This window comes from Bifidobacterium sp. ESL0822, assembly GCF_052606675.1.
In genome coordinates this window covers 471,833-490,782 of sequence record NZ_CP199596.1, presented here as the reverse complement: position 1 = coordinate 490,782, position 18,950 = coordinate 471,833, and the positions used below count along the sequence as shown (strand labels likewise).

At 63.4% G+C, this 18,950-nt stretch carries 16 protein-coding genes; 3 read left to right on the top strand and 13 right to left on the bottom strand.

The genetic code is table 11. From position 1 onward, the window contains the following. The first annotated feature begins 30 nt into the window (after window positions 1-30). The gene (locus tag ACUIAF_RS02000) at window positions 31-813 is read left to right on the top strand and encodes a 2,3-bisphosphoglycerate-dependent phosphoglycerate mutase (RefSeq protein WP_445338868.1); all 783 of its coding nucleotides are present in this window, start codon (window positions 31-33) and stop codon (window positions 811-813) included. Between the two features lie 24 nt (window positions 814-837). After that, window positions 838-1,821 (top strand): LysR family transcriptional regulator, encoded by a 984-nt coding sequence (locus tag ACUIAF_RS01995; RefSeq protein ID WP_445338867.1) that lies wholly within the window; start codon window positions 838-840, stop codon window positions 1,819-1,821. 58 nt (window positions 1,822-1,879) lie between these two features. Here ACUIAF_RS01995 and ACUIAF_RS01990 read toward each other — a convergent pair whose 3' ends face one another. The 9 genes from ACUIAF_RS01990 to ACUIAF_RS01950 form a co-directional block, all read right to left on the bottom strand. Beyond that, complete coding sequence (locus tag ACUIAF_RS01990) at window positions 1,880-2,959, bottom strand: DsbA family protein (protein WP_445338866.1); 1,080 nt, start codon at window positions 2,957-2,959, stop codon at window positions 1,880-1,882. Window positions 2,960-3,085: 126 nt separating this feature from the next. Continuing rightward, window positions 3,086-3,835, bottom strand: coding sequence for an orotate phosphoribosyltransferase (gene pyrE / locus ACUIAF_RS01985; RefSeq protein ID WP_445338865.1), 750 nt, complete (start codon window positions 3,833-3,835; stop codon window positions 3,086-3,088). Beyond that, a complete protein-coding gene (locus ACUIAF_RS01980; RefSeq protein WP_313841954.1) occupies window positions 3,832-4,779 on the bottom strand; it encodes a dihydroorotate dehydrogenase in 948 nt (315 codons plus the stop codon). The genes pyrE and ACUIAF_RS01980 overlap by 4 nt, the downstream gene beginning before the upstream one ends. Beyond that, on the bottom strand, window positions 4,776-5,621 hold the full coding sequence (locus ACUIAF_RS01975) for an iron-sulfur cluster-binding protein (RefSeq protein ID WP_445338864.1): 846 nt from the start codon (window positions 5,619-5,621) through the stop codon (window positions 4,776-4,778). Before ACUIAF_RS01975 ends, ACUIAF_RS01980 begins: the two co-directional genes overlap by 4 nt. Continuing rightward, window positions 5,618-6,679 carry an orotidine-5'-phosphate decarboxylase gene (gene pyrF, locus ACUIAF_RS01970; RefSeq protein WP_445338863.1) on the bottom strand — a complete coding sequence of 354 codons (1,062 nt, stop codon included), beginning with the start codon at window positions 6,677-6,679 and terminating at the stop codon, window positions 5,618-5,620. Before pyrF ends, ACUIAF_RS01975 begins: the two co-directional genes overlap by 4 nt. Window positions 6,680-6,681: 2 nt before the next feature. Next, window positions 6,682-8,100, bottom strand: coding sequence for a dihydroorotase (locus tag ACUIAF_RS01965; RefSeq protein WP_445338862.1), 1,419 nt, complete (start codon window positions 8,098-8,100; stop codon window positions 6,682-6,684). 1 nt (window position 8,101) lies between these two features. Then, window positions 8,102-8,515, bottom strand: a complete 414-nt coding sequence (locus ACUIAF_RS01960; RefSeq protein ID WP_445338861.1) for an aspartate carbamoyltransferase regulatory subunit — start codon at window positions 8,513-8,515, stop codon at window positions 8,102-8,104. Beyond that, window positions 8,512-9,429: an aspartate carbamoyltransferase gene (gene pyrB / locus ACUIAF_RS01955; RefSeq protein WP_044091054.1), complete on the bottom strand. Its 918-nt coding sequence runs from the start codon at window positions 9,427-9,429 to the stop codon at window positions 8,512-8,514. Before pyrB ends, ACUIAF_RS01960 begins: the two co-directional genes overlap by 4 nt. A gap of 187 nt (window positions 9,430-9,616) precedes the next feature. Beyond that, entirely contained in the window at window positions 9,617-12,721 is a 3,105-nt protein-coding gene (locus tag ACUIAF_RS01950; RefSeq protein WP_445338860.1) for a bifunctional [glutamine synthetase] adenylyltransferase/[glutamine synthetase]-adenylyl-L-tyrosine phosphorylase, read from the bottom strand. Window positions 12,722-13,406: 685 nt separating this feature from the next. On the opposite strand from ACUIAF_RS01950, the gene ACUIAF_RS01945 reads away from it, so the two are divergent. Next, on the top strand, window positions 13,407-13,709 hold the full coding sequence (locus ACUIAF_RS01945) for a hypothetical protein (protein ID WP_445338859.1): 303 nt from the start codon (window positions 13,407-13,409) through the stop codon (window positions 13,707-13,709). Between the two features lie 78 nt (window positions 13,710-13,787). Here ACUIAF_RS01945 and metF read toward each other — a convergent pair whose 3' ends face one another. From metF to ACUIAF_RS01925, 4 genes are all read right to left on the bottom strand, one after another. After that, entirely contained in the window at window positions 13,788-14,669 is an 882-nt protein-coding gene (gene metF / locus ACUIAF_RS01940) for a methylenetetrahydrofolate reductase [NAD(P)H] (protein WP_110417232.1), read from the bottom strand. Then, window positions 14,662-16,998, bottom strand: coding sequence for a 5-methyltetrahydropteroyltriglutamate--homocysteine S-methyltransferase (metE, locus tag ACUIAF_RS01935; RefSeq protein WP_445338858.1), 2,337 nt, complete (start codon window positions 16,996-16,998; stop codon window positions 14,662-14,664). The genes metF and metE overlap by 8 nt, the downstream gene beginning before the upstream one ends. A gap of 177 nt (window positions 16,999-17,175) precedes the next feature. Next, the gene (locus ACUIAF_RS01930) at window positions 17,176-17,736 is read right to left on the bottom strand and encodes a SixA phosphatase family protein (RefSeq protein WP_110417234.1); all 561 of its coding nucleotides are present in this window, start codon (window positions 17,734-17,736) and stop codon (window positions 17,176-17,178) included. A gap of 80 nt (window positions 17,737-17,816) precedes the next feature. Next, the gene (locus ACUIAF_RS01925; protein WP_445338857.1) at window positions 17,817-18,950 is read right to left on the bottom strand and encodes a tRNA (adenine-N1)-methyltransferase; all 1,134 of its coding nucleotides are present in this window, start codon (window positions 18,948-18,950) and stop codon (window positions 17,817-17,819) included.

The following is an 18,950-nucleotide window of genomic DNA, read 5'->3' as shown; positions in this document are numbered from 1 at the left end:
AAACACGTCATCAGAAAAGGAGTCGATTTGGTGACCTCGCAACTCATCGTCATGCGTCACGGGGAAAGCGTCTGGACCCAGAAGTCGGTCAACCGTTTCGCCGGTTGGGTGGACGTGCCCCTGACGGAACGCGGACTGCGACAGGCCCGCCATGCCGGACGGCTGCTCAAGGAATCAGGCCTGCTGCCCGACCTGGTCTTCACATCTTTGCTGACCCGCAGCATAGTCACTGCCAACACTGTGCTGGATCTGGTTGGTCGGGCCTGGATTCCGGTGGAGCGCACCTGGAGGTTGAACGAACGCCACTATGGCGCCTTCCAGGGGCAGACGCGACCGGCAATGCTTGAACGTTACGGTCAGCATCAATTCGACATCTTCCGGCGTTCCTACGATGTTCGGCCTCCGGCCATCGAAACCGAGTCACCCTACTTCCAGGGACGGGATCCGCGCTATGGCCCAGCCATGGGCGACGGGCTGGACGGTCGGAATCCGGCAGACATCCGCGCCGAGTGCCTCAAGGATCTGTCGAAACGTCTGCATCCTTACTGGCGTAGCCGAATAGCCCCCAACCTGGCGCAAGGACGGAATCTGCTCATCGTCACCCACGGCTCGGTGGTCCGCAGCCTGATCAAGGTTCTCGAGGACGTTGACGATAAGGACATCCAATCCATCAATGTCCCCACCGGCGTCCCCATGGTATACAGTTTTGAGACCGATGAAGACGGCAACCCCCAGGTCCTGGGTCCGGGGCGCTATCTCGATCAGGAGGCCGCGGCCCAGGGCATGGCTGAAACTGCAGCCCTGGGCCGATAGGGCCTTGGGTATAGATTGGCTTGTATGACACTGCTCCAACTGCGCTACATCGTCAAGATTGTCGAATGCGGTTCCATGAACGAGGCCTCGCATGAGCTCTACATCTCCCAGCCTGCCCTGAGCTCATCGGTCAAGGAGCTGGAGAACGAGCTGGGAATCGAGATCTTCACCCGTCATTCCCAGGGGATCGCTCTGACCGTGGACGGGGCGGAATTCCTGACCTACGCCCGTCAGATACTGGACCAGACCGACCTTCTGGAGGCCCGCTACCGACAGGTCAGGCCCCGCAAGCAGCTTTGCCGGGTCTCCACGCAGCACTACATGTTCGCAGTCGAAGCATTCGTGGAGATGATCAACTCCATCGATTCGGACGAATACGAATTCACCATACGTGAGACGCGCACCAGGGACATCATCGACCAGGTGGCCACCCTCCAGTCCGAAATCGGCATCATCTACGAATCCGACTTCAACAAACGGGTTCTGTCCAAGATGCTCCGCGAGAAGCACCTGGACTTCCACCCTCTTTTCCGGGCGGACCTGCATGTCTTCATCGCCCGGACCAATCCGCTGGCCGATCGGGCCATGGTGACCATGAAGGATCTGGAGCCCTACCCCTTCCTGCAGTATGAGCAGGGCGAAGAAGGCTCCTTCTACTTTGCCGAGGAGGCTGTCTGGCCCGACTACTCCCCCAAGCAGATCACCGTGAGCGACCGGGCAACCATGCTCAACTTCATCGTCGGGCTGAACGCCTACACGGTCTGCACCGGCATCGACAACGAGGACCTGAACAACGAGAAGATCGTTAGCGTCCCCCTGGAGTCGGATGAATCCATGCTTGTGGGCTGGATCGTGAACAGTCGGACCAAGCTGTCCCATGCCGCCGAACTCTACCTGGACAAGCTGCGCCAGGTGGTGTCCAGCCACGGATACTCGCTGATCGAGCAGGAGCCAGGCGAGCAGGAGCCAGGCGAGCAGGAGCCAGGCAGGCATAGAGGCAACAGCTGAATTCAGAGCGGCGATGGTTGAATTGCGCCGCTGGTCAGCAGCTGTTTGTCGTTGCTGCTTATTCGGGTTTCAGCGCTTTTCCTTGGGCTCCGATGGAGGGCATCTTCCCCTGGTGGCCCACATCCTGCGATTTGAGTCCCAGGGCCTTGAGCAGGGCCCGGTCCAGATGTTCCAGTCCGCCCTGGCTCTTTGCGGCTGCGGTCAGATCCCAGACCTTGCCATTGATCATGATGGTGGGGGTCGAAAACTCCCCCTTGGCATCCTTGGCGTCCTTGCGGGTGATGGCGTAGGCGTTGACCTTGTCCACCCATGGCCTGTAGGTTCCCTGGGCGAAACGGTCTGCCAGAGACCTAGGGACCCCTACCCCCACGGCCTTGTCGGCCAGTCGAGCGTCAGAGACCGCCTGATAGGAGCTTTCATCGGGCTGGAAGTCGGAGGCGAAGACGGCGGCAGCGAAGGCCGGCAGATGGTCCGGATCCTCCTGGGCCACCATGGCCAAGGCGTTGTCCACGCGGCTGGAATACTGGTCGCTGGAGGCCGAATCAAGGAAGTTCAGAAAGTTGTAGGTGACGTTGATTTGGCCGGCGCTGATCATGCGCTGCAGCTGGGGATCGATGACCCGGCCCACCTTGCCGCACCAGGGGCACATGGGGTCCATGAAGATCTCAATAGTAGGTGCATCAGCAACCTTCTTCTTGTTGCCGACCCCCTTGGATGAAACGGTCAGCCCTCCCTGATCGTCGGCCACCGATGGCTTGACGGTGACCTCCTGCAGGGCCTTGTAGGCCTTGGCATCCCCGCTGGGACCCTGGCTGATTTGCGCGGCCGAGGCTCCTGATGAAGGCTTTTGGGCTGACTGGCCGCCTGCTGAATGATCGGCCCACAGCATGTATAAGCCTGCCGCAAGCACCAACACAAGAGCCACTGCCACCAGTGTCAACGGAAGCCTCCGCGAGAGCTGTGCAGGTGTGCTTTCTTCAGGCTCGCTCTCTTGAGGCTGGCCTGCAGGTTCTGCAGCCTGCAAAGAGTCCGCTGTGTCAGTTGCTGTGGCCGAAACGGCAGGCTCCGCCGCATTCACCGCGTCGTCCCCAGTCCGGTCCGGTTCCTCATGACCGTTCTGCTCCAGAGGTTTTGTCATGATCCATGGCCTTCCTTGCGATGATGATCCGTCGGCCTGCCCGCCGGACCTTTACCAATCTACACGAGGGTCGGCCGACGGGATGACCGTCCGGAGAATGTGCGCCGATATGAGCTGGTCACTTGCTCAGGCCCCGTAGCGCTCCAGATAGTCCCTGGCGGCATCGGCCGTGCGCTGATCCAGAATGGGCGACCCGTCCGGGCCTTTCATGGAGGCGGCCGCGTCGAAGATCTGGCGGACGTTGACGATGCTGATGACCGGGAAGTGGAATTCGTCCATAATGGATTCGACAGCCGAGCCTTGGCCCTGTCCGGTACGCTCCATCCGATCCACGGAGAGCACCAGGCCGACGATGGTCACCTTGGCCTGGGACATGATCTTGGGCACCACCTGGCGGACCGCGGTCCCGGCGGTCATGACGTCATCTACCAACAGCACCCTCATGCCATCCCTGAGCTGGGTGCCGACCATGAGCCCTCCGTCGCCGTGGTCCTTGACCTCCTTGCGGTCAAAGGTGTAGCCGACCGGCATGCCATGCGCCCCGCTCAGTGCGATGGCGGTGGAAACGGCCAGGGGGATCCCCTTGTAGGCCGGACCGAATACCGTGTCGATGTCGGCGGGCAGGGTCCCCTGCTGCACAGCCTGCACGATGGTCCGGGCGTAGAACTCACCCAGCAGGGCGATCAGCCGTCCGTCGTTGAAGGCCCCGGCGTTGATGAAGTAGGGCGAGCGCCGCCCCGACTTCAGGGTGAAGTCACCGAACTTGAGCGCTCCGCTTTGCAGCAGGAAGCTGGTGAAGCCCTCCTGGATGCGGCGGGTCTGCTCCTGTGTATCACCGTCATGCTCGGCTTTGTTTTCTGCTGCGGATGCGCTCATCGCCAGCACTCCCCTTTCCTGAGCAAATCGGCCAGCTTGGGCCGCTCGTCCAACAGATCGTCCAGCTCCCGGGCCACCCTCATGGGCGCCACAGGATCCACCAGGGCCGCAGCCCCGACCTCCACGGCGTTGGCTCCGGCATAGAGGAATTCCAAGGCCGTGCGTCCCGAGTCGATGCCCCCGATGCCGATGATGGGAACCTCGGGCAGTGCCTGGCGCACCCGCCAGACGAAGGACAGAGCTATGGGCAGGATGCAGGGGCCGGAGACGCCGCCGGTGCCCTGGGCCAGGATGGGCCTGCCTGTGTTGATGTCGATGCGCATGCCCACCAGGGTGTTGATCAGGCTGAGGGCATCCGCTCCCCCATCGACGGCCGCCTTGGCCACTTCCACGATATCGGTGACGTTGGGGGTCAGCTTGACCACCATGGGCTTGTCGGTCAGACCCCGCAGCCTGGTGATCAGCCGGTTCAGGGCCTTGGCGTCGGTGCCTACGGACATTCCACCATGTGAGACGTTGGGGCAGGAGACGTTGATCTCCAGCATGTCAGCCGGGGAGTCGGCCAGCCGTTCCACGACTGTGGCATAGTCCTCGTCGCTGTGGCCGGCCACATTGGTGACCACGTTGGCTCCCAGGGCCTTGAGCCTGGGCAGTTCGTCCACCAGGTAATGGTCCACGCCCGGGTTCTGCAGCCCCACGGAGTTGACCATGCCGGCGGGGCTCTCGGCTGTCCTGGGCGTGGGGTTGCCTTCCCAGGGTACCGGCGAAACCCCCTTGGTGGAGATGGCGCCCATCTGGGAGACGTCGTAATAGTCGCCGCATGCATCCAGGTTGAAGGTGCCCGAGGCCGTGCCCACCGGATTCTTCCAGGGCGTGCCGGCCACAACAGTGCCATGCCGCCAGGCGTGCGGCTCCAGAGGGTCCATGATTGTCAGCCCGCTCATCGTGCCTCCTTCTTGTCCTCGCCTGCATCCCAGATCAGACGGTCGGCGGCAAAGACCGGGCCGTCCTTGCAGACCTTGAGCCTGCCGTCCACGGTGTCGACCGTGCAGGCCACGCAGGTGCCGTAGCCACAACCCATACGGGACTCCATGCAGCACTGTGCGGGCAGGCCGGTCTGGCGGGCCCAGGCGGCCACGGCCCGCATCATGGGCAGGGGTCCGCAGGTCAGGATGATGGTCCGCTCGGGATCGATGTCGCCGCGAACCCGATCCAAGAGGGTTATGACATCCCCGGAGGCGTTGTCGATGGACTCCAGCTGATCGGTCAGCGAGCCCATGATGGCATCGGCGAACCGATGGTCCCGGTAGCCCAGCAGGGCGGTGGTGCGCACACCGGACCGGCCTTGAAGGCACTGCGCTGCGCGGATCAGCGGAGGAACGCCCAGGCCGCCGCCCACCAGCAGATAATGAGCCGGCTTCTCCAGGTCGAAGCCATGGCCCAGGGGTCCCAGCAGGTCCACAGCCATGCCTGGCTGCAGGCGGGAGAATTCATAGGTCCCCTGGCCAACTACGGCGAAGATGATCTCAATCTGCTCGCCATCCAGAACTCGGCTGATACCGAAGGGTCTGGGCATCATGGTCATGCAATCGGCCGAGTAGAGGTTGATGAAGGCTCCTGCCGGGGCGTGGGCTGCCAGGTAGGGGTCTTGGATGGTCATCCGCCAGACCTGCCGGTCCAAGGGCTCCATGCCGGTGACCTGGGCCGTGCGGCGTCCGGGCATCCGGCCTGCCTGTCGGGCCTGATCCTCCACCCGGCTGGTGGATATGAAGAGGTTGGGTTTCATCGGGCCTCCTTGATCGCCTGATTGAGAGCGTCCTTCATGGCCTGTGCGGCTTGGCGGGCATCGCTGGTGACCATGCCAAGGGCCGCCTGAACGCTGAGCCGCGGGCTGTAGTCCGGATCCTTCCGCCATGCTGCGATGATCCCCCGGGAGGAGTTGACCACAGCGCCGCCGCCGCACCGGTCGAACATGGGTGCCACGTCGGCCGCCGAACCGCCCTGGGCTCCGTAGCCGGGGACCAGGAAGAAGGTGTGGGGCATGGCCCGGCGCAAAAGGGCTCCGTCCTCGGGGTGGGTGGCACCGACCACGGCTCCAAGTCTGGAGTATCCTGATTCGCCGATGGAGGTCCGCCCCCAGGATTCGACCAAGTCACCCAGGTGCTGGTAGATGGTGCCGCCACCCGAGTCGGCGTCCAGGCCCAGCTCCTGGATCTGGCTGCCTGAGGGGTTGGAGGTGCGTACCAGGGCGAAGAGGTCACCCTGAATCTGCTCGGCCGCCTGCAGGAAGGGTTCCACCCCGTCGGAGCCCAGGTAGACATTGATTGTCAGGGCATCCTCGTACCAGGGGAACCTCCCGCCTGCTCGGGTCGGCCCACCCATTGTCTGTCCAGGATTGAAGGGCAAGGGAAGCCCGTCCAGGTGGGCGGCGTAGGCTTCGGCGGTTGATCCGATGTCACCGCGCTTGACATCCCCGATGACGTAGAGGCCACGGTCTGCCGCAGCCCGGCAGGTGCCGGTGTAGGCCCTGATGCCCCAGGGTCCAAGGGCCTCGTACATGGCAATCTGGGGCTTGACTGCAGGCACCAGCTCGGCAACGCCCTCCAGGATGGCCAGGTTGAAGCGCAGATAGGCCCGGGCCAGGTGGTCCGCCCAGACAGCCTGGGCTTGCTCGTCTTGGGTCTGCTGCGGGTCCTTAGGGTCCAGACCCATCTGGGCCATGCTCCCGGCTGCGCGCTGTCTGGCCTGTTCGATCAGCTGGCTGGGCAGCAGTTCCGGTCGCGGATCCAGACCGACCACGGTCGGATTGTGCTTGTCCTGAATGAGCGCGGTCAGTCGGTCCATGCTCAGATCCTTTCCCTGGTGATGACGCGGCTTGCGGGCAGCCGGGAGAAGACCAGACGCCCATCCTTGATGGTGGCCATGACCCGGCCGGACAATTCCGCCCCGGCGAAGGGGGTGTTCCGTGCCTTGGAATGGAAGCGGCTGGGATCAACCTTCCACTTGGCATCAGGGTCCAAGATGACCAGATCGACGGGCGGCTGGCCGGTGTCCCTGCGCCGGTCGGCCTCCAGCTGCAGATGACCGGCCTTACAGCCCCTGTTTGCCTTGTGCGAGGACAGGTCTTCAGGCAGGAGTCGATGCATGCCCATGAGTTCGGCCGGAGCCAGGGACATGAGCTCGATCAGGCGGTCATGGCTGATGAGCCCGCTCTTGACCAGGACCTGGTTGCAGACCGCATAGGCAGTCTCCAGGCCGACGATGCCATTGGGTGCGTCCTTGAGCCCCAGCGCTTTCTCGGCAAGAGTATGCGGGGCGTGGTCGGTGGCGATCATGTCCACAGTACCGTCGGCTACGGCCTCAAGCGCAGCCTGTTGGTCGGCGCGGGAGCGCAGCGGAGGGTTCATCTTGGCCATGCTGCCGCAGCGCAGCAGGTCCTCGTCACAGAGGGCCAGATAGTGGGGCGCGGTCTCGCAGGTGACCGGCAGACCACGGGCCTTGGCCCGTCGGACGGCTTCGAATCCCCCGGTAGTGCTGACATGCTGCAGATGCACCCTGGTGCCGGTGCGTTCCGCCTGTTCGATGTCGCGATTGATGATGGCGGTCTCGGTTGAGGCGGGAATCCCTTCCAGTCCCAGCTGGCGGCTGATGGTACCCAGGTTGACCTGACCGTGCTCGTGGTGTTCGCAGTGATCCAGGATGGGCAGGTCGAAAGCCCTTGCGTTGGCGGCCACAGCCTCCAGGGTTTGGTTGGTTACTGCCGATCCGTCGTCGCTGATGGCCACTACGGGGTGTGCCCATCCGTGGCCGGGCAGGTGCCCCGACCAGTCGTTCGGGTTTGAGGCCTGACGGCCGGCCCGGTCCATGGTGGCGGCCACACAGAGGGCGTAGTCCACCGGCAGGCTCAGCCCGTGGTCGCGCTCGTAGGATTCCAGGTAGTCGATGACCGTGCACCCGTCAGCCATTCTCGCCTGGCCGTCCATGGCAGGTTGGGTGTTGGGCATGAGCAGTATCAGCCCGTAGCCTCCGGCCGCTGCGGCGGCTGTGCCGGTGACCATGTCCTCCTTGTCGGTCTGACCGGGGTCCCGCAGGTGGACATGCGGATCGACCAGTGCCGGGGCCAGCACCAGCCCCGAAGCATCTACCCGGTCCACATCTGCCGACATGGCGCCGGTCTCGTCAATCAGTCTGCTGTCAACCGCCTGGGGAAGCACCAGATCGGCTGCCCTGCCGCTGCGCCAATCAGTCAACCCCAGCAGCCGCATGTCAGTCTTCAGCCTTCTCGTCGCAGTAGTCGCAGCGGTAGACCCCGACAGCGTCCAGGTGGAAGCGCTGATCCACGCCGGTCTCCACCGTGGTGACGCAACGAGGGTTGACGCAGGTGATGACGTTGACCAGATGGTTGGGGCGGTCCGGCTGATGCTTGCTGACGATCCTGCCCTGTCGCACCACATCGACGGTGGCCTCGGGGGCGATGAATCCCAGGGCGGTCAGATCCAGATCCCCGGTCTGCTCGATCTTGATGATGTCCTTGGACCCGTACTTGCGACTATCGGTGTTCATGATCAGGGCCAGCCGCGTCTTCGCCGGGTCCACACGCAGGTAGTGCAGCACCTTCAGGGCTGTACCCGCACGGACATGGTCGATGATGATGCCGTCGACAATGCTGGTGACCTTCATGCCGCCACCTCCTTCCGCTCGCGGTAACCGGGCAGCTCGTCACCCAGCAGGGCGCTCTCCAGGGCCATTCTGACCAGCATGCCGTTGCGAACCTGCTGGAAGTAGGCCGCACGCGGATCATCGTCCACCTCCACGGCGATCTCATTGACCCTGGGCAGGGGGTGGAGGATGGCCATGTCGGGGCGCGCAGCCCTAAGCTTGTCGGCATTCAGAATGTAGGTGTCGCGCAGACGCAGGTAGTCGTCCTCGTTGAAGAAGCGCTCCTGCTGGACACGGGTCATGTAGAGCACATCCAGGTCGCCGATGACCCCGTTCAGGTCCCCGGTCTCCCGGTAGGTACAGTCGGCCGAGGAGCGAATCCTCTCCAGGACGTATTCCGGGGTGCGCAGCTCGTCGGGACTGATCAGGACGAAGTCCACGTGGCCCAGGCGGCAGAGGGTGGTGATCAGGGAGTGGACGGTGCGGCCGAAGGTCAGATCCCCGCACAGGCCGATGGCCAGGTGGTTCAGCCGACCCTTGCGGGCGCGGATGGTGGCCAGGTCGGTCAGGGTCTGGGTCGGGTGCATGTGTCCGCCGTCGCCGGCGTTGATGACCGGGACCGTGGCTGCCTTGGATGCCACCAGGGCGGCCCCCTCCTTGGGGTGCCGGATGGCCACGATGTCGGCGTAGTTGGAGACGGTCTTCAGGGTGTCGCTGATGGACTCCCCCTTGGAGACGCTGGCCAGCTGGGCCCCGGCGAATCCAATGACCTGGCCACCCAGACGGAGCATGGCCGTCTCGAAGCTGAGCCGGGTGCGGGTGCTGGGTTCATAGAAGAGCGTGGCCAGGACCCGGCCGTCGCAGGTGTGGGCCACCTGGCGGCGGTGGGTGTCGATGTAGGCCGCACGATCCAGCAGGTCCAGGATCTGGGTCATGGGAATGTCGTCGAGGGTCACCACACTTCGCCCACGAAGCGGAACGGTATTTGCGGGGCCGGAACGAGAATCGACGGCGGAAGAGGTGTTGGATGCGTGATCAACTTGTTGGGACAACGGCTCACCTTCCTCAAGGTGGCCACCTTATGTGACCTGAACAAGCATACGACCCCGGATGGACCCAGGGTCAGCTCCCGTAGAAGAGTCGTTCCATGACCTGCCTGCAGCGGCGCATGGCCGCCAGCAGCTCGTTGACGAAGCTCTGGCCTCGGTGGGCCGGATAGCCCAGGCAGACCGCTATACCCCCCAGCACCTGCCCGTCGTCCGGCAGAATGTCCGCCTGCAGGACACGTCCGGACCAGAGGAAGTTGGCGTTGCGGGCTGCGGTGCAGAGCACCCAGCTGCGGCGCAGGGCCTTGGCATCCTTGGCCTCGATAAGTCCCGCAGTCTCCAGGGCGTCCAGGGCGGTCAGCGTGCCGGTGACCTGTAGCTCAGGCAGATCGTGGGCGTGACGCAGCTGGAGGAGCTGAACCGTCCACTCCACGTCGGACAGCCCTCCCCGCCCCAGCTTCAGATGCCGATCCCGACGCACGCCGCGTGGCAACCGCTCCGCCTCCATCCTGGCCTTGAGACGGCGGATCTGCCCCAGCTCCTCCTCATTGGGCGGCTGCTGAGGGTAGCGAAGCGGATTGGCTATACCCTCCAAAAAGTCCTTGGCCAAGCCGGCGTTCCCTGCTGCGAATCTGGCCCGGATCAAGGCCTGATGTTCCCAGGTTTCCGACCATTCGCGGTAGTAGCGCTGGTAGGAGTCAAACGAACGCACCAGAGGCCCCTGACGTCCTTCAGGGCGCAGGTCAAAGTCCAGGTCGATACCGGGCTCCAGGCTGGCCGGCCCGGCCAGGACTGCCCGCAGATCCGCGGTCACTCCACGGGCGAATTCGGCAGCCTGGTCCTGGTCGGCGCCTGATGCAGGGCGGTAGACCAGCATGATGTCGGCATCCGAGTTGAAATTGACCTCCCGGCCACCGTAGCGACCCATTGCAATCAAGGCCATTTCTGCCGGCGCTTGACGCGGTTCTTCGTCACCCGAACCTGTCTGCCCCAGACGGTGATTCACGGCCCAGTCCAAGGCCGCGTCAATGGCCGCATCGTAGACATCGGACATGCCCGCCAGGCAGGCCTGCTGATCGTCCACCCCGCTCATCCAGCCCAGCCCGATCCGTTCGATCTCCTGGCGGCGCATGGCCCGCACCGCGGTGGCGAACTCCTCAAGCGAGTCCGCATGCCGGGTTCGATAAGCTGCGGTCCGCTTGTCCAAGGTGTTCCGATCACGGGGGATCATGTCCTGGTCATGCCCCAGCCAGGTCACCGACTGGACGGACCGGGCCAGGGCGCCGGACAGGTAGCGGGAGTTGGACAGGATGTGGCATAGGCGGCGGGCGGCCGAGGCGGAGTCCCGCAGGAAGCCCAGATAGGTGCTCTTGCCGCCGAAATGTTCCTCCAGGGTTCGCCAGCCCAGGAGTCCCATGTCCGGATCCTGTCCCTCCCCCAGCCACTGGAGAACGGCGGGCATGAGAATGCGGTTGATCCGCGCCGAGCGGGTGACCCCTGTGGTCAGGGCCGTGACGTGGCGAATGGCTGCATCGGGGTCGGCAAAACCAATGGATGCGAACCGTGCGCGGGCCGCCTGGGGGCGCAGACTGACTTCGTCCTCGTCCACCTGGGCGTTGATGGGCAGCATGGGGCGGAAGTAGATGGCCTGATGAAGGTTGCGTACCTCGATCCTGGTGGCCTGGTATTGGGCCAGCATCTGGTCGGCATGCAGGCCGAAGGCTCGGGCCAGCCGTCGCAGATCGCGGTTGCTCTCCAGTTCCTCAAGGCTGGGCGGCCGCTGACCAAGGGTGCCTGAACGGTTGATTTTCGGGAAGAGATGGGTGCGACGCAGCTGCCACATCTGCAGGCGATGCTCCATGACCCGCTCGAACCGGTAGTCATGGTCCAGCTGGTCGCCGTGTTTACGTGAAATGTAGCCGCCCTTGGACAATGCCTGCAGGGCATCAAGCGTCGCCGGACAACGCAGATCGACATCGCTGGAACCATGGACCAGCTGGAGCATCTGAACGGTGAATTCAACGTCCCGCAGCCCTCCCCGGCCCAGCTTGATCTCACGCTCCTTGCGATCCTCCGGTATCAGCCGCTCAACCCGCTGGCGCATCCTCTGACAGTCGTAGACGAAGTTGGGACGCTGGCAGGCACCCCAGACCAGGGGGGCGATCATGGACGAATAGTCCTGGCCCAGGGCCTTGTCGCCAGCGACCGGACGGGCCTTGAGCAGGGCCTGGAACTCCCAATTTTCGGCCCATTGGGCATAGTAGTCGGCGTAAGAGGCCAGACGGCGCACCAGGGGGCCGTCACGTCCCTCGGGCCGCAGGGCGGTATCAACCTTCCAAAGCGGCGGCTCAGTCGATCCGGGAATGACCGCCTGGCAGACCCGCTGCAGGAGGACGGCCATGGCAGTGCCCACGGCAATGGGATCGGCCCCGTTCGTATCCACCCCCGAGGCAGGCTCCACTATGTACATGAGGTCCACATCGGATACGTAGTTGAGCTCCTGGGCACCGAGCTTGCCCATGCCAATGACGGTCAGACGGCATGAATCCGCATTGGGAATCTGACGACTGGCGATGCTCAGAGCCCCTTGCAGTGCAGCGTCGGCCATGTCCGACAGGGCCCGGCTGATTTCTGGCTCCAGCTCCAGGGGATCCTCAGATGCCAGGTCCCGGGCCATGACGGCAGCCAGCTGCAGCCGGTATTCGAACCGCAGTGCATCGGCATAGGCCACCAGCGGGGGCTCTGAGTCCGAATTTGTCTCCACCTTGTCCAAGGCGTCAAGAACCCGCTTCTGCCTGGTTTCCGCCGTGCAGTCAGCAAGGTGGTCGGGGTCTTTGGCGGCCGCCTCTACCAACTCCGGCCGCGAGCGCATCAGTCGGCCCATGGCCTCCGAGGCCCCCAGCACCCTGATCAGTGACTGGGCCGCCTCTTGAATTTCCTGCGGGGATCCGGCCAGAAAGCCCGGCCGGTCTCCCTGCGGAAACTGCTCCAGAATTCGTATCAGCCCAGCAAGGGCTTCGTCAGGATCACAGGCCTGGTCGAGGCTCTGGACCAGGGTTTGTTCCAGCTCCTGATCGTCAACCAGACGGGCAAGCCGATCCAGCCGGAACCGGGCCTTGTCCAGGTCGTGCAACCCAAGGTGTATCAGGGTCGAAGTGGTCGGTTGCGCCGGATCTTCCATGACTCATCCCCTGCCTTTGCTCAGGTTCCGCGACGACTCTGATGCCCCGGAACCGGTACAGGCATTATAGGGGTGACGGGTCGTCAGCCCCTGTGGCACTCCCGGAATACGCAGTATATGGTGAAGATCAGGTTGGGTCATGGAACTTGCTGCCTTCCCGCACCGCTTCAGTCAGAGAGAGGATACGATAGCCAATGCCGGCGGAGCATAGGCGACTCCGCCATTCGCATCGACAACGCGACGAATCCCCAGGTAGTGGTGCTGGGAGGTACCCTGAGCGCGACCTGGGACGTGTTTCCAAATCCCCATGGGGAGACTCTTCAACACATGCTTTTCCCTGACACCATCGTTTCCATGGAGGTGCTCCCTGCCCGCCGTCCATTATCGATTCCGCTCTGTGGCGGCTATGATAGCTGTCTATAGCGTCCACGAACACATTGATGTGCGAACAAGTCCGCAGGTCGATCATCGTAGAGGAGCTGACCTGGAATGCATGAAATGCCGCCTTGTCCGTCATGCAGTCCGCCAAGACGCTCAACTACATCAAACGCATGCGTACCAGGGCCGCGTCATTCTCCGGTCTGCCACGATTTGTTGGACGTTTTCGCGGTTTTCGCACGCATAGCAGTCATACGCGGCTCCAGAAAGGCCTTACCCGGGCAATCATGTACGAAGGAACCCTGGAATGCAGCTGACCGATACCCTACTGACCATCGTCTGTGTCTTGATAGGATTGGCATGGGGGCTGATATGCGGACTTCTACCGAAGAAAAACGACCGACTGACCGATTCGCAGCAACGCTGGACACCGGTCCTACCCCTGGTCGGTGTCGGCCTGGTGGTGATGCTCATTCTGCTGGGGCATGATCTGGCCTCCTGGATAACCATCGGAGGGATGATCCTTGGGCTGTTGATTGGCATGATACCGCCGTTGCACAAAGCCGCGCTCAAAGCTCTGCCATGGCTGAGACCCCGCAATGACGATTGAGGACGAAGCACAACTGAAAGTTGAGAACCACGCTCGCTCGATCATCAATGCGGGGCACAATACACCGCTTTTATGCCGTCAACTCTTATCACTGGAGGACTCTGAGTTGGCGCCTACCTGCCGGAAGAGGTGACGGACGTTGTGCCAGATGCGCCTGGTGACGCCGGAATGGTTCATGGAGTAAAGGTGGATGCCATCCACCCCATGGGCCACCAGGTCGGCGATCTGCTGTGAGGCGTATATGATGCCCGCCTCGCGCAGGCTGGCCCGGTCGTCGCCCCAACGTTCCAGGATGGACTCGACCGCAGCCGGGATCCGCGCCTTGCAGACCTCGCTCATGTGCCGTACCTGGCCCTCGTTGGTGATGGGCATGATGCCGGCCTCAATGGGCACCTGGATGCCGGCTGCCCGTGCCCGGTCCAGGAAGTCCAGAAAATCAGCATTGTCGTAGAAGAGTTGCGAAACCAGATGATCCACGCCGGAATCCACCTTGATTCGCAGATTCTCAATGTCCTCCTCGGGCGAGGCGGCCTCCGGATGGGTCTCAGGATAACAGGCCCCGTATATAGACAGGTTGGGCCGACGGGACCGGATGTAGGCGGCAAGGTCGCTGGCATGCTCGAAGACCCCGGCAGGCTCACGGCCCTCCACGCTGTCGCCTCGCAGGGCCAGCACCGCTGCCACACCTGCATCGTCGAACATGTCCAGTGCCTGGTCGATCACCTGGCGGTCCGCGTACTGGGCGGTCAAGTGCGCCACGGCAGGGATGCCGTACTCGGTATGGATGGTCTTGGCTATGCGGGCCGTGGCCGTGCGGTCCGAACGCCGGCCGGTCCCGTAGGTCACCGAGATGAAGTCGGGCATCAACCCTTCCAGTCCATCCAAGGTGTCATAGATGGTGCCCACCGGGGCATCGCGCTTGGGGGGAAAGACCTCCAGGGAAAAGATAGGCTCATGCATGATCCGACTCCTGACTGGACGATAGATCCGCACGCACCTGATGGGCGGCGGCCACCATGTGCTCCAGGCTGGGCCAGGTCTCCTTGTCCCCTCTGGTTTTCAATCCGCAGTCGGGGTTGATCCAGACCTTGGCCGCATCCAGCTTCTTCAGGATGGCGTGGATCCGGTCCACGATCTCCTCGGTGGAGGGGATGCGGGGCGAGTGGATGTCGTAGACTCCGGGGCCTGCCTCAGTCTCGAACTTGGCCTCCTGGATGGCATCCAGTACGGTCAGATCGGAGCGGGAGGCTTCGAAGGAGATCACATCGGCGTCCATGGCATCAATGTCCTTGATGATGTCGTTGAACTCCGAGTAGCACATGTGGGTGTGAATCTGGGTAGTGGGTTTGACCCCGGAATGGACCAGCCGGAAGGCGGGAATGGCCCAGTCCAGGTATCGGCTGTGCCAGTCGGAGCGCCTCAGCGGCAGCTTCTCGCGCAGGGCGGCCTCGTCGATTTGGATGATGCGGATGCCCGCAGCCTCCAGATCCAGGACCTCGTCACGGATGGCCAGGGCCAGTTGTCGGGTCTGCTGCTTGTGATCGATGTCCTCGCGGGGCCAGGACCAGTTGAGGATGGTCACCGGACCGGTCAGCATGCCCTTGACCACATGGTTGGTGCGGGACTGGGCGTACGAGGACCAGCGCACGGTGATGGGCCGGGCGCGGGAGATGTCCCCCCAGACGATGGGAGGCTTGACGCAGCGGGTGCCATAGGACTGAACCCAGGCATTCCGGGTGAACAGGTAGCCCTTGAGGTTCTGGCCGAAGTACTCGACCATGTCGTTGCGCTCGAACTCGCCGTGGACCAGAACGTCCAGGCCGATCTGCTCCTGGTGGTCGATGACCTGGTCGATCTTGCGGGCGATGAAGTCGTCGTAGTCCTCCTGGCTGATCTCCTTCTTGCGCAGGCGGGCCCGCTCGGCGCGGACCTCGGCGGTCTGGGGGAAGGAGCCGATGGTGGTGGTGGGCAGCAGGGGCAGACCCAGCTCCTGTGCCTGGATCCTCTGGCGCTCGGGCCGGGCCGGGGTGCGCACAAAGTCCTCGTCCTTAAGGCCGGCCAGGCGCTGCTGCACCTGGGGGTCGGGCTGGACGCGGCTGCCATCGAAGAGCTTCTGGTTATCGGCAAGGGCCTTGCTGGAGCGACGCTGGTCCTCATCGGCATCGGCCAGCCGGGCCAGGTCGTGCAGTTCGCCCAGCTTCTCCAGGGCGAAGGCGAAGTGGGGCCGCACGGTGTCGGCATCCAGCCCATCCTCGTCGGCCACGGTGTAGGGCACATGCAGGAGGGAACATGCGGTGGAAACCACCACATTCGAGGTCACCTGGTGCAGGGCATCCAGAAGGCCCAGGCTGACCGCGTAGTCATTGCGCCAAATGTTGCGTCCGTTGACCAGGCCGGCGAAGATGGTGGTTCCCTCGGGCACGCCGTGCTCCTTGAGGGCCGCCAGATTCTCATCCCTGCCCTCGACCAGATCAAGACCGATCCCGTCGAAGCCCAGTTCAGCAAGCCGGTCGTAACAGTCGCCCACATGGCCGAAGTAGGTGTTGAGCAGAATACGGACCTTGCCTTGGTCACTCTCGCGGGCATTGAGGATTGGCTCATAAAGAGTTCCAAAGAGGTCCAGGTCGCCCTGTTCCTTGTCCAGAACCAGGTAGGGCTCGTCCAGCTGTACCCAGTCGGCGCCAAGGCTGATGAACCGCTCCAGAATGGTCGCATAGGCCTTGGCCAGGTCCCGGACCAGTGCCGGGTCAGGATCCAGCAGCTCGCCCTGGGGGCCGCGTGCCAGCTTGAGGAAGGTATAGGGGCCGATCAGCACCGGCTTGGCGGCGATGCCCTGCTCGCGCGCCTCCTGGAACTCCTTGAAGGGCTTGTCTCCTTCAAGGGCGATTTTGGTGTTCTGATCGATCTCGGGAACCAGGTAGTGGTAATTGGTGGTGAACCACTTCTTCATGGGCAGGGCGGTCACGTCACCCTGCTCCCCCTGGTAGCCGCGGCCCATGGCGAAGAGGATGTCTTCGGGACCCAGGCCCAGCTTCCGATAGCGCTCCGGCACGACGCCTAAGAGGATGGAAGTATCCAGGACCTGGTCGTAGTAGCTGAAATCATTGACGGGAATCAGGTCGACGCCGGCCTCCTGCTGAAGCTGCCAGTGCCTGGAGCGCAGGTCGGCGGCCGTGCGCCGGACCTCCTCCAGATTCCGTTCGCCCTTCCAGTAGCCCTCGATGGCCCTCTTGAGTTCACGATGCGCACCGATGCGCGGGAACCCGGACACGGATGTAATCGCTGCCATGAAACCTCCCAGTTTCGTCCTGATGTCTTCGGTCAGCCTATCAGCGGTGGGGTGAGGCGGGTAATTGGTGCAAATAAGGTGTCGCCATAACCTGAATCGATAACGACATAACCGCAGCCACGGGATTACCGGTCGCTAAGACTGCCTATAGAGGATTTCCACGGCTTGTTCTTCCGGTCAGTCTTCAAGATCCTGGGGCCCAAGAATACCAAGCAAACGGGCCTGGTGGGTTCCCCAGTCGGTCAATGGTCGCTCAGACCCCAGCACGACCATAGTGGCCGGAGGGAGTCCTAGATTGAGCAGGTCCAAAAGGTCGGGGTCGGAGTTGTCCTCGGCCAGCCACTGTGAGCAGATAGACATGGTGGGCTCATGACCCAGGATGAGGACCCGGCGGTCACGGTCCTCGGTCTGCGCCAACTGGTCGAAGACCGCCTGCATGCCGGATTCATAGAGGGATTCCCGGTAATCGACCCGCGGCCCATCCCCCAGGGGCTTGAGCATGCCGTCCAGGGTCTGACGGGCCCGAGGCGCACCCGAGCAGATGATGCGGTCGGGCACCAGGCCCAGAGCGGTCAATCCACGGCCCATGGTCCGGGCCTGCCGCTGGCCACGGTCGGTCAGCTGACGGCTGCGATCGCCCTGTGACCCCTGGCGTTCGGTCTTGGCGTGACGCATGAGCATGAGGGTTCGGCTGCACCGCCGCAGATCCTCAACCTTCAGACCCTTTCGCAAACCCATGCATACTTCCTTTCCCGACGATCTCATCAGTCGCCATTTCCATTATGGCAGAGCCCGGAGGATACGCCGGTCATGTGTAATCAGTCTTCCTGACCCTCCCCGCCCCGCAGGGTGCGCACCTGGTGGTCAAGGTCGCGCAACACCTTGCGCAGCTTGCGGTCGGAGACCCGGCGCAGCTCCAGATCCTCGAGATCCTCCAGGTCCTCCATGTCGCGCTTCTGACCGGAGCCGCTGCTCGTGGCAGGCCGCCGTCCCTGATCCACGTCGGTCTTGTAGTCCTTGGTAGCCCGGATATGCTTGCGCAGAGCCTCCTGGCCGGGAGCCATGGCCCTGCTGATCAAGAGGAAACCGGTGTGCCCGATCATCTCATGCTCGGGGCGGACCGCCAGGCCGTCGGCCTTCCAGGAGCGTTCCAGGCTCTCCATGATCTCAGGCTCGGTCCATCGGCCATCGGCGCGCAGGGCCTCGGCCAGTCGGCTGAGTTGGGTGGTGGTGGTCACGTAGGCGGTCAGCACGCCGCCGGGGGCCATGACCCGATAGGCCTGCCCCAGACGGTTCCAGGGGTCGAGCATGTCCAGAACAATACGGTCGAATCCGTCCTCGGGCAGGTCGGCCGCAACGGTGTCAAAGTCGCCGGTACGCAGGTCCCACTGGGCAGGGCGCTGCCCAAAGAAGACCGTCGCGTTGCCCATGGCCACCCGGGCGAACTCCTCCCGCCGCTCGATACTGGTCAGCTTCCCCTCCGTGCCAACGGCATCCAGTATGCCCAGACTCATGGCCCCTGACCCGGCTCCCGACTCCAACACCCTCATGCCAGGACGGATGTCCCCCAAGAGTATGACTCTGGCCACATCCTTGGGGTACATGATCTGGGCGCCGCGAGGCATGGAGAGAATGTAGTCCTCCAGCCTGGGACGCATAACGGTGAAGGCCCATCCTCCGATGCTACGCGAGGACTTCCAGGGCTTGGCCCTGTCAGGCGCCTCTGTGTCAGTGCCGGCATCCTGATTGTGACGCATCCGGCGCCACTTGTCTGCCGAGATGGTCACCACTACGGATCCCTCGGGCAGGCCGATCATGGCCTCGTGCGGCAAGAGGCCATGATCCGTTTGGGTCAGGCCGCCTGGTTCCAGCATGACCGTCAGCTTGCGACCACGCCTATCAGTCAATTGGACCCGCTCCCCTACGCTCAGCGGACCGCGTCTCAGGCTCAT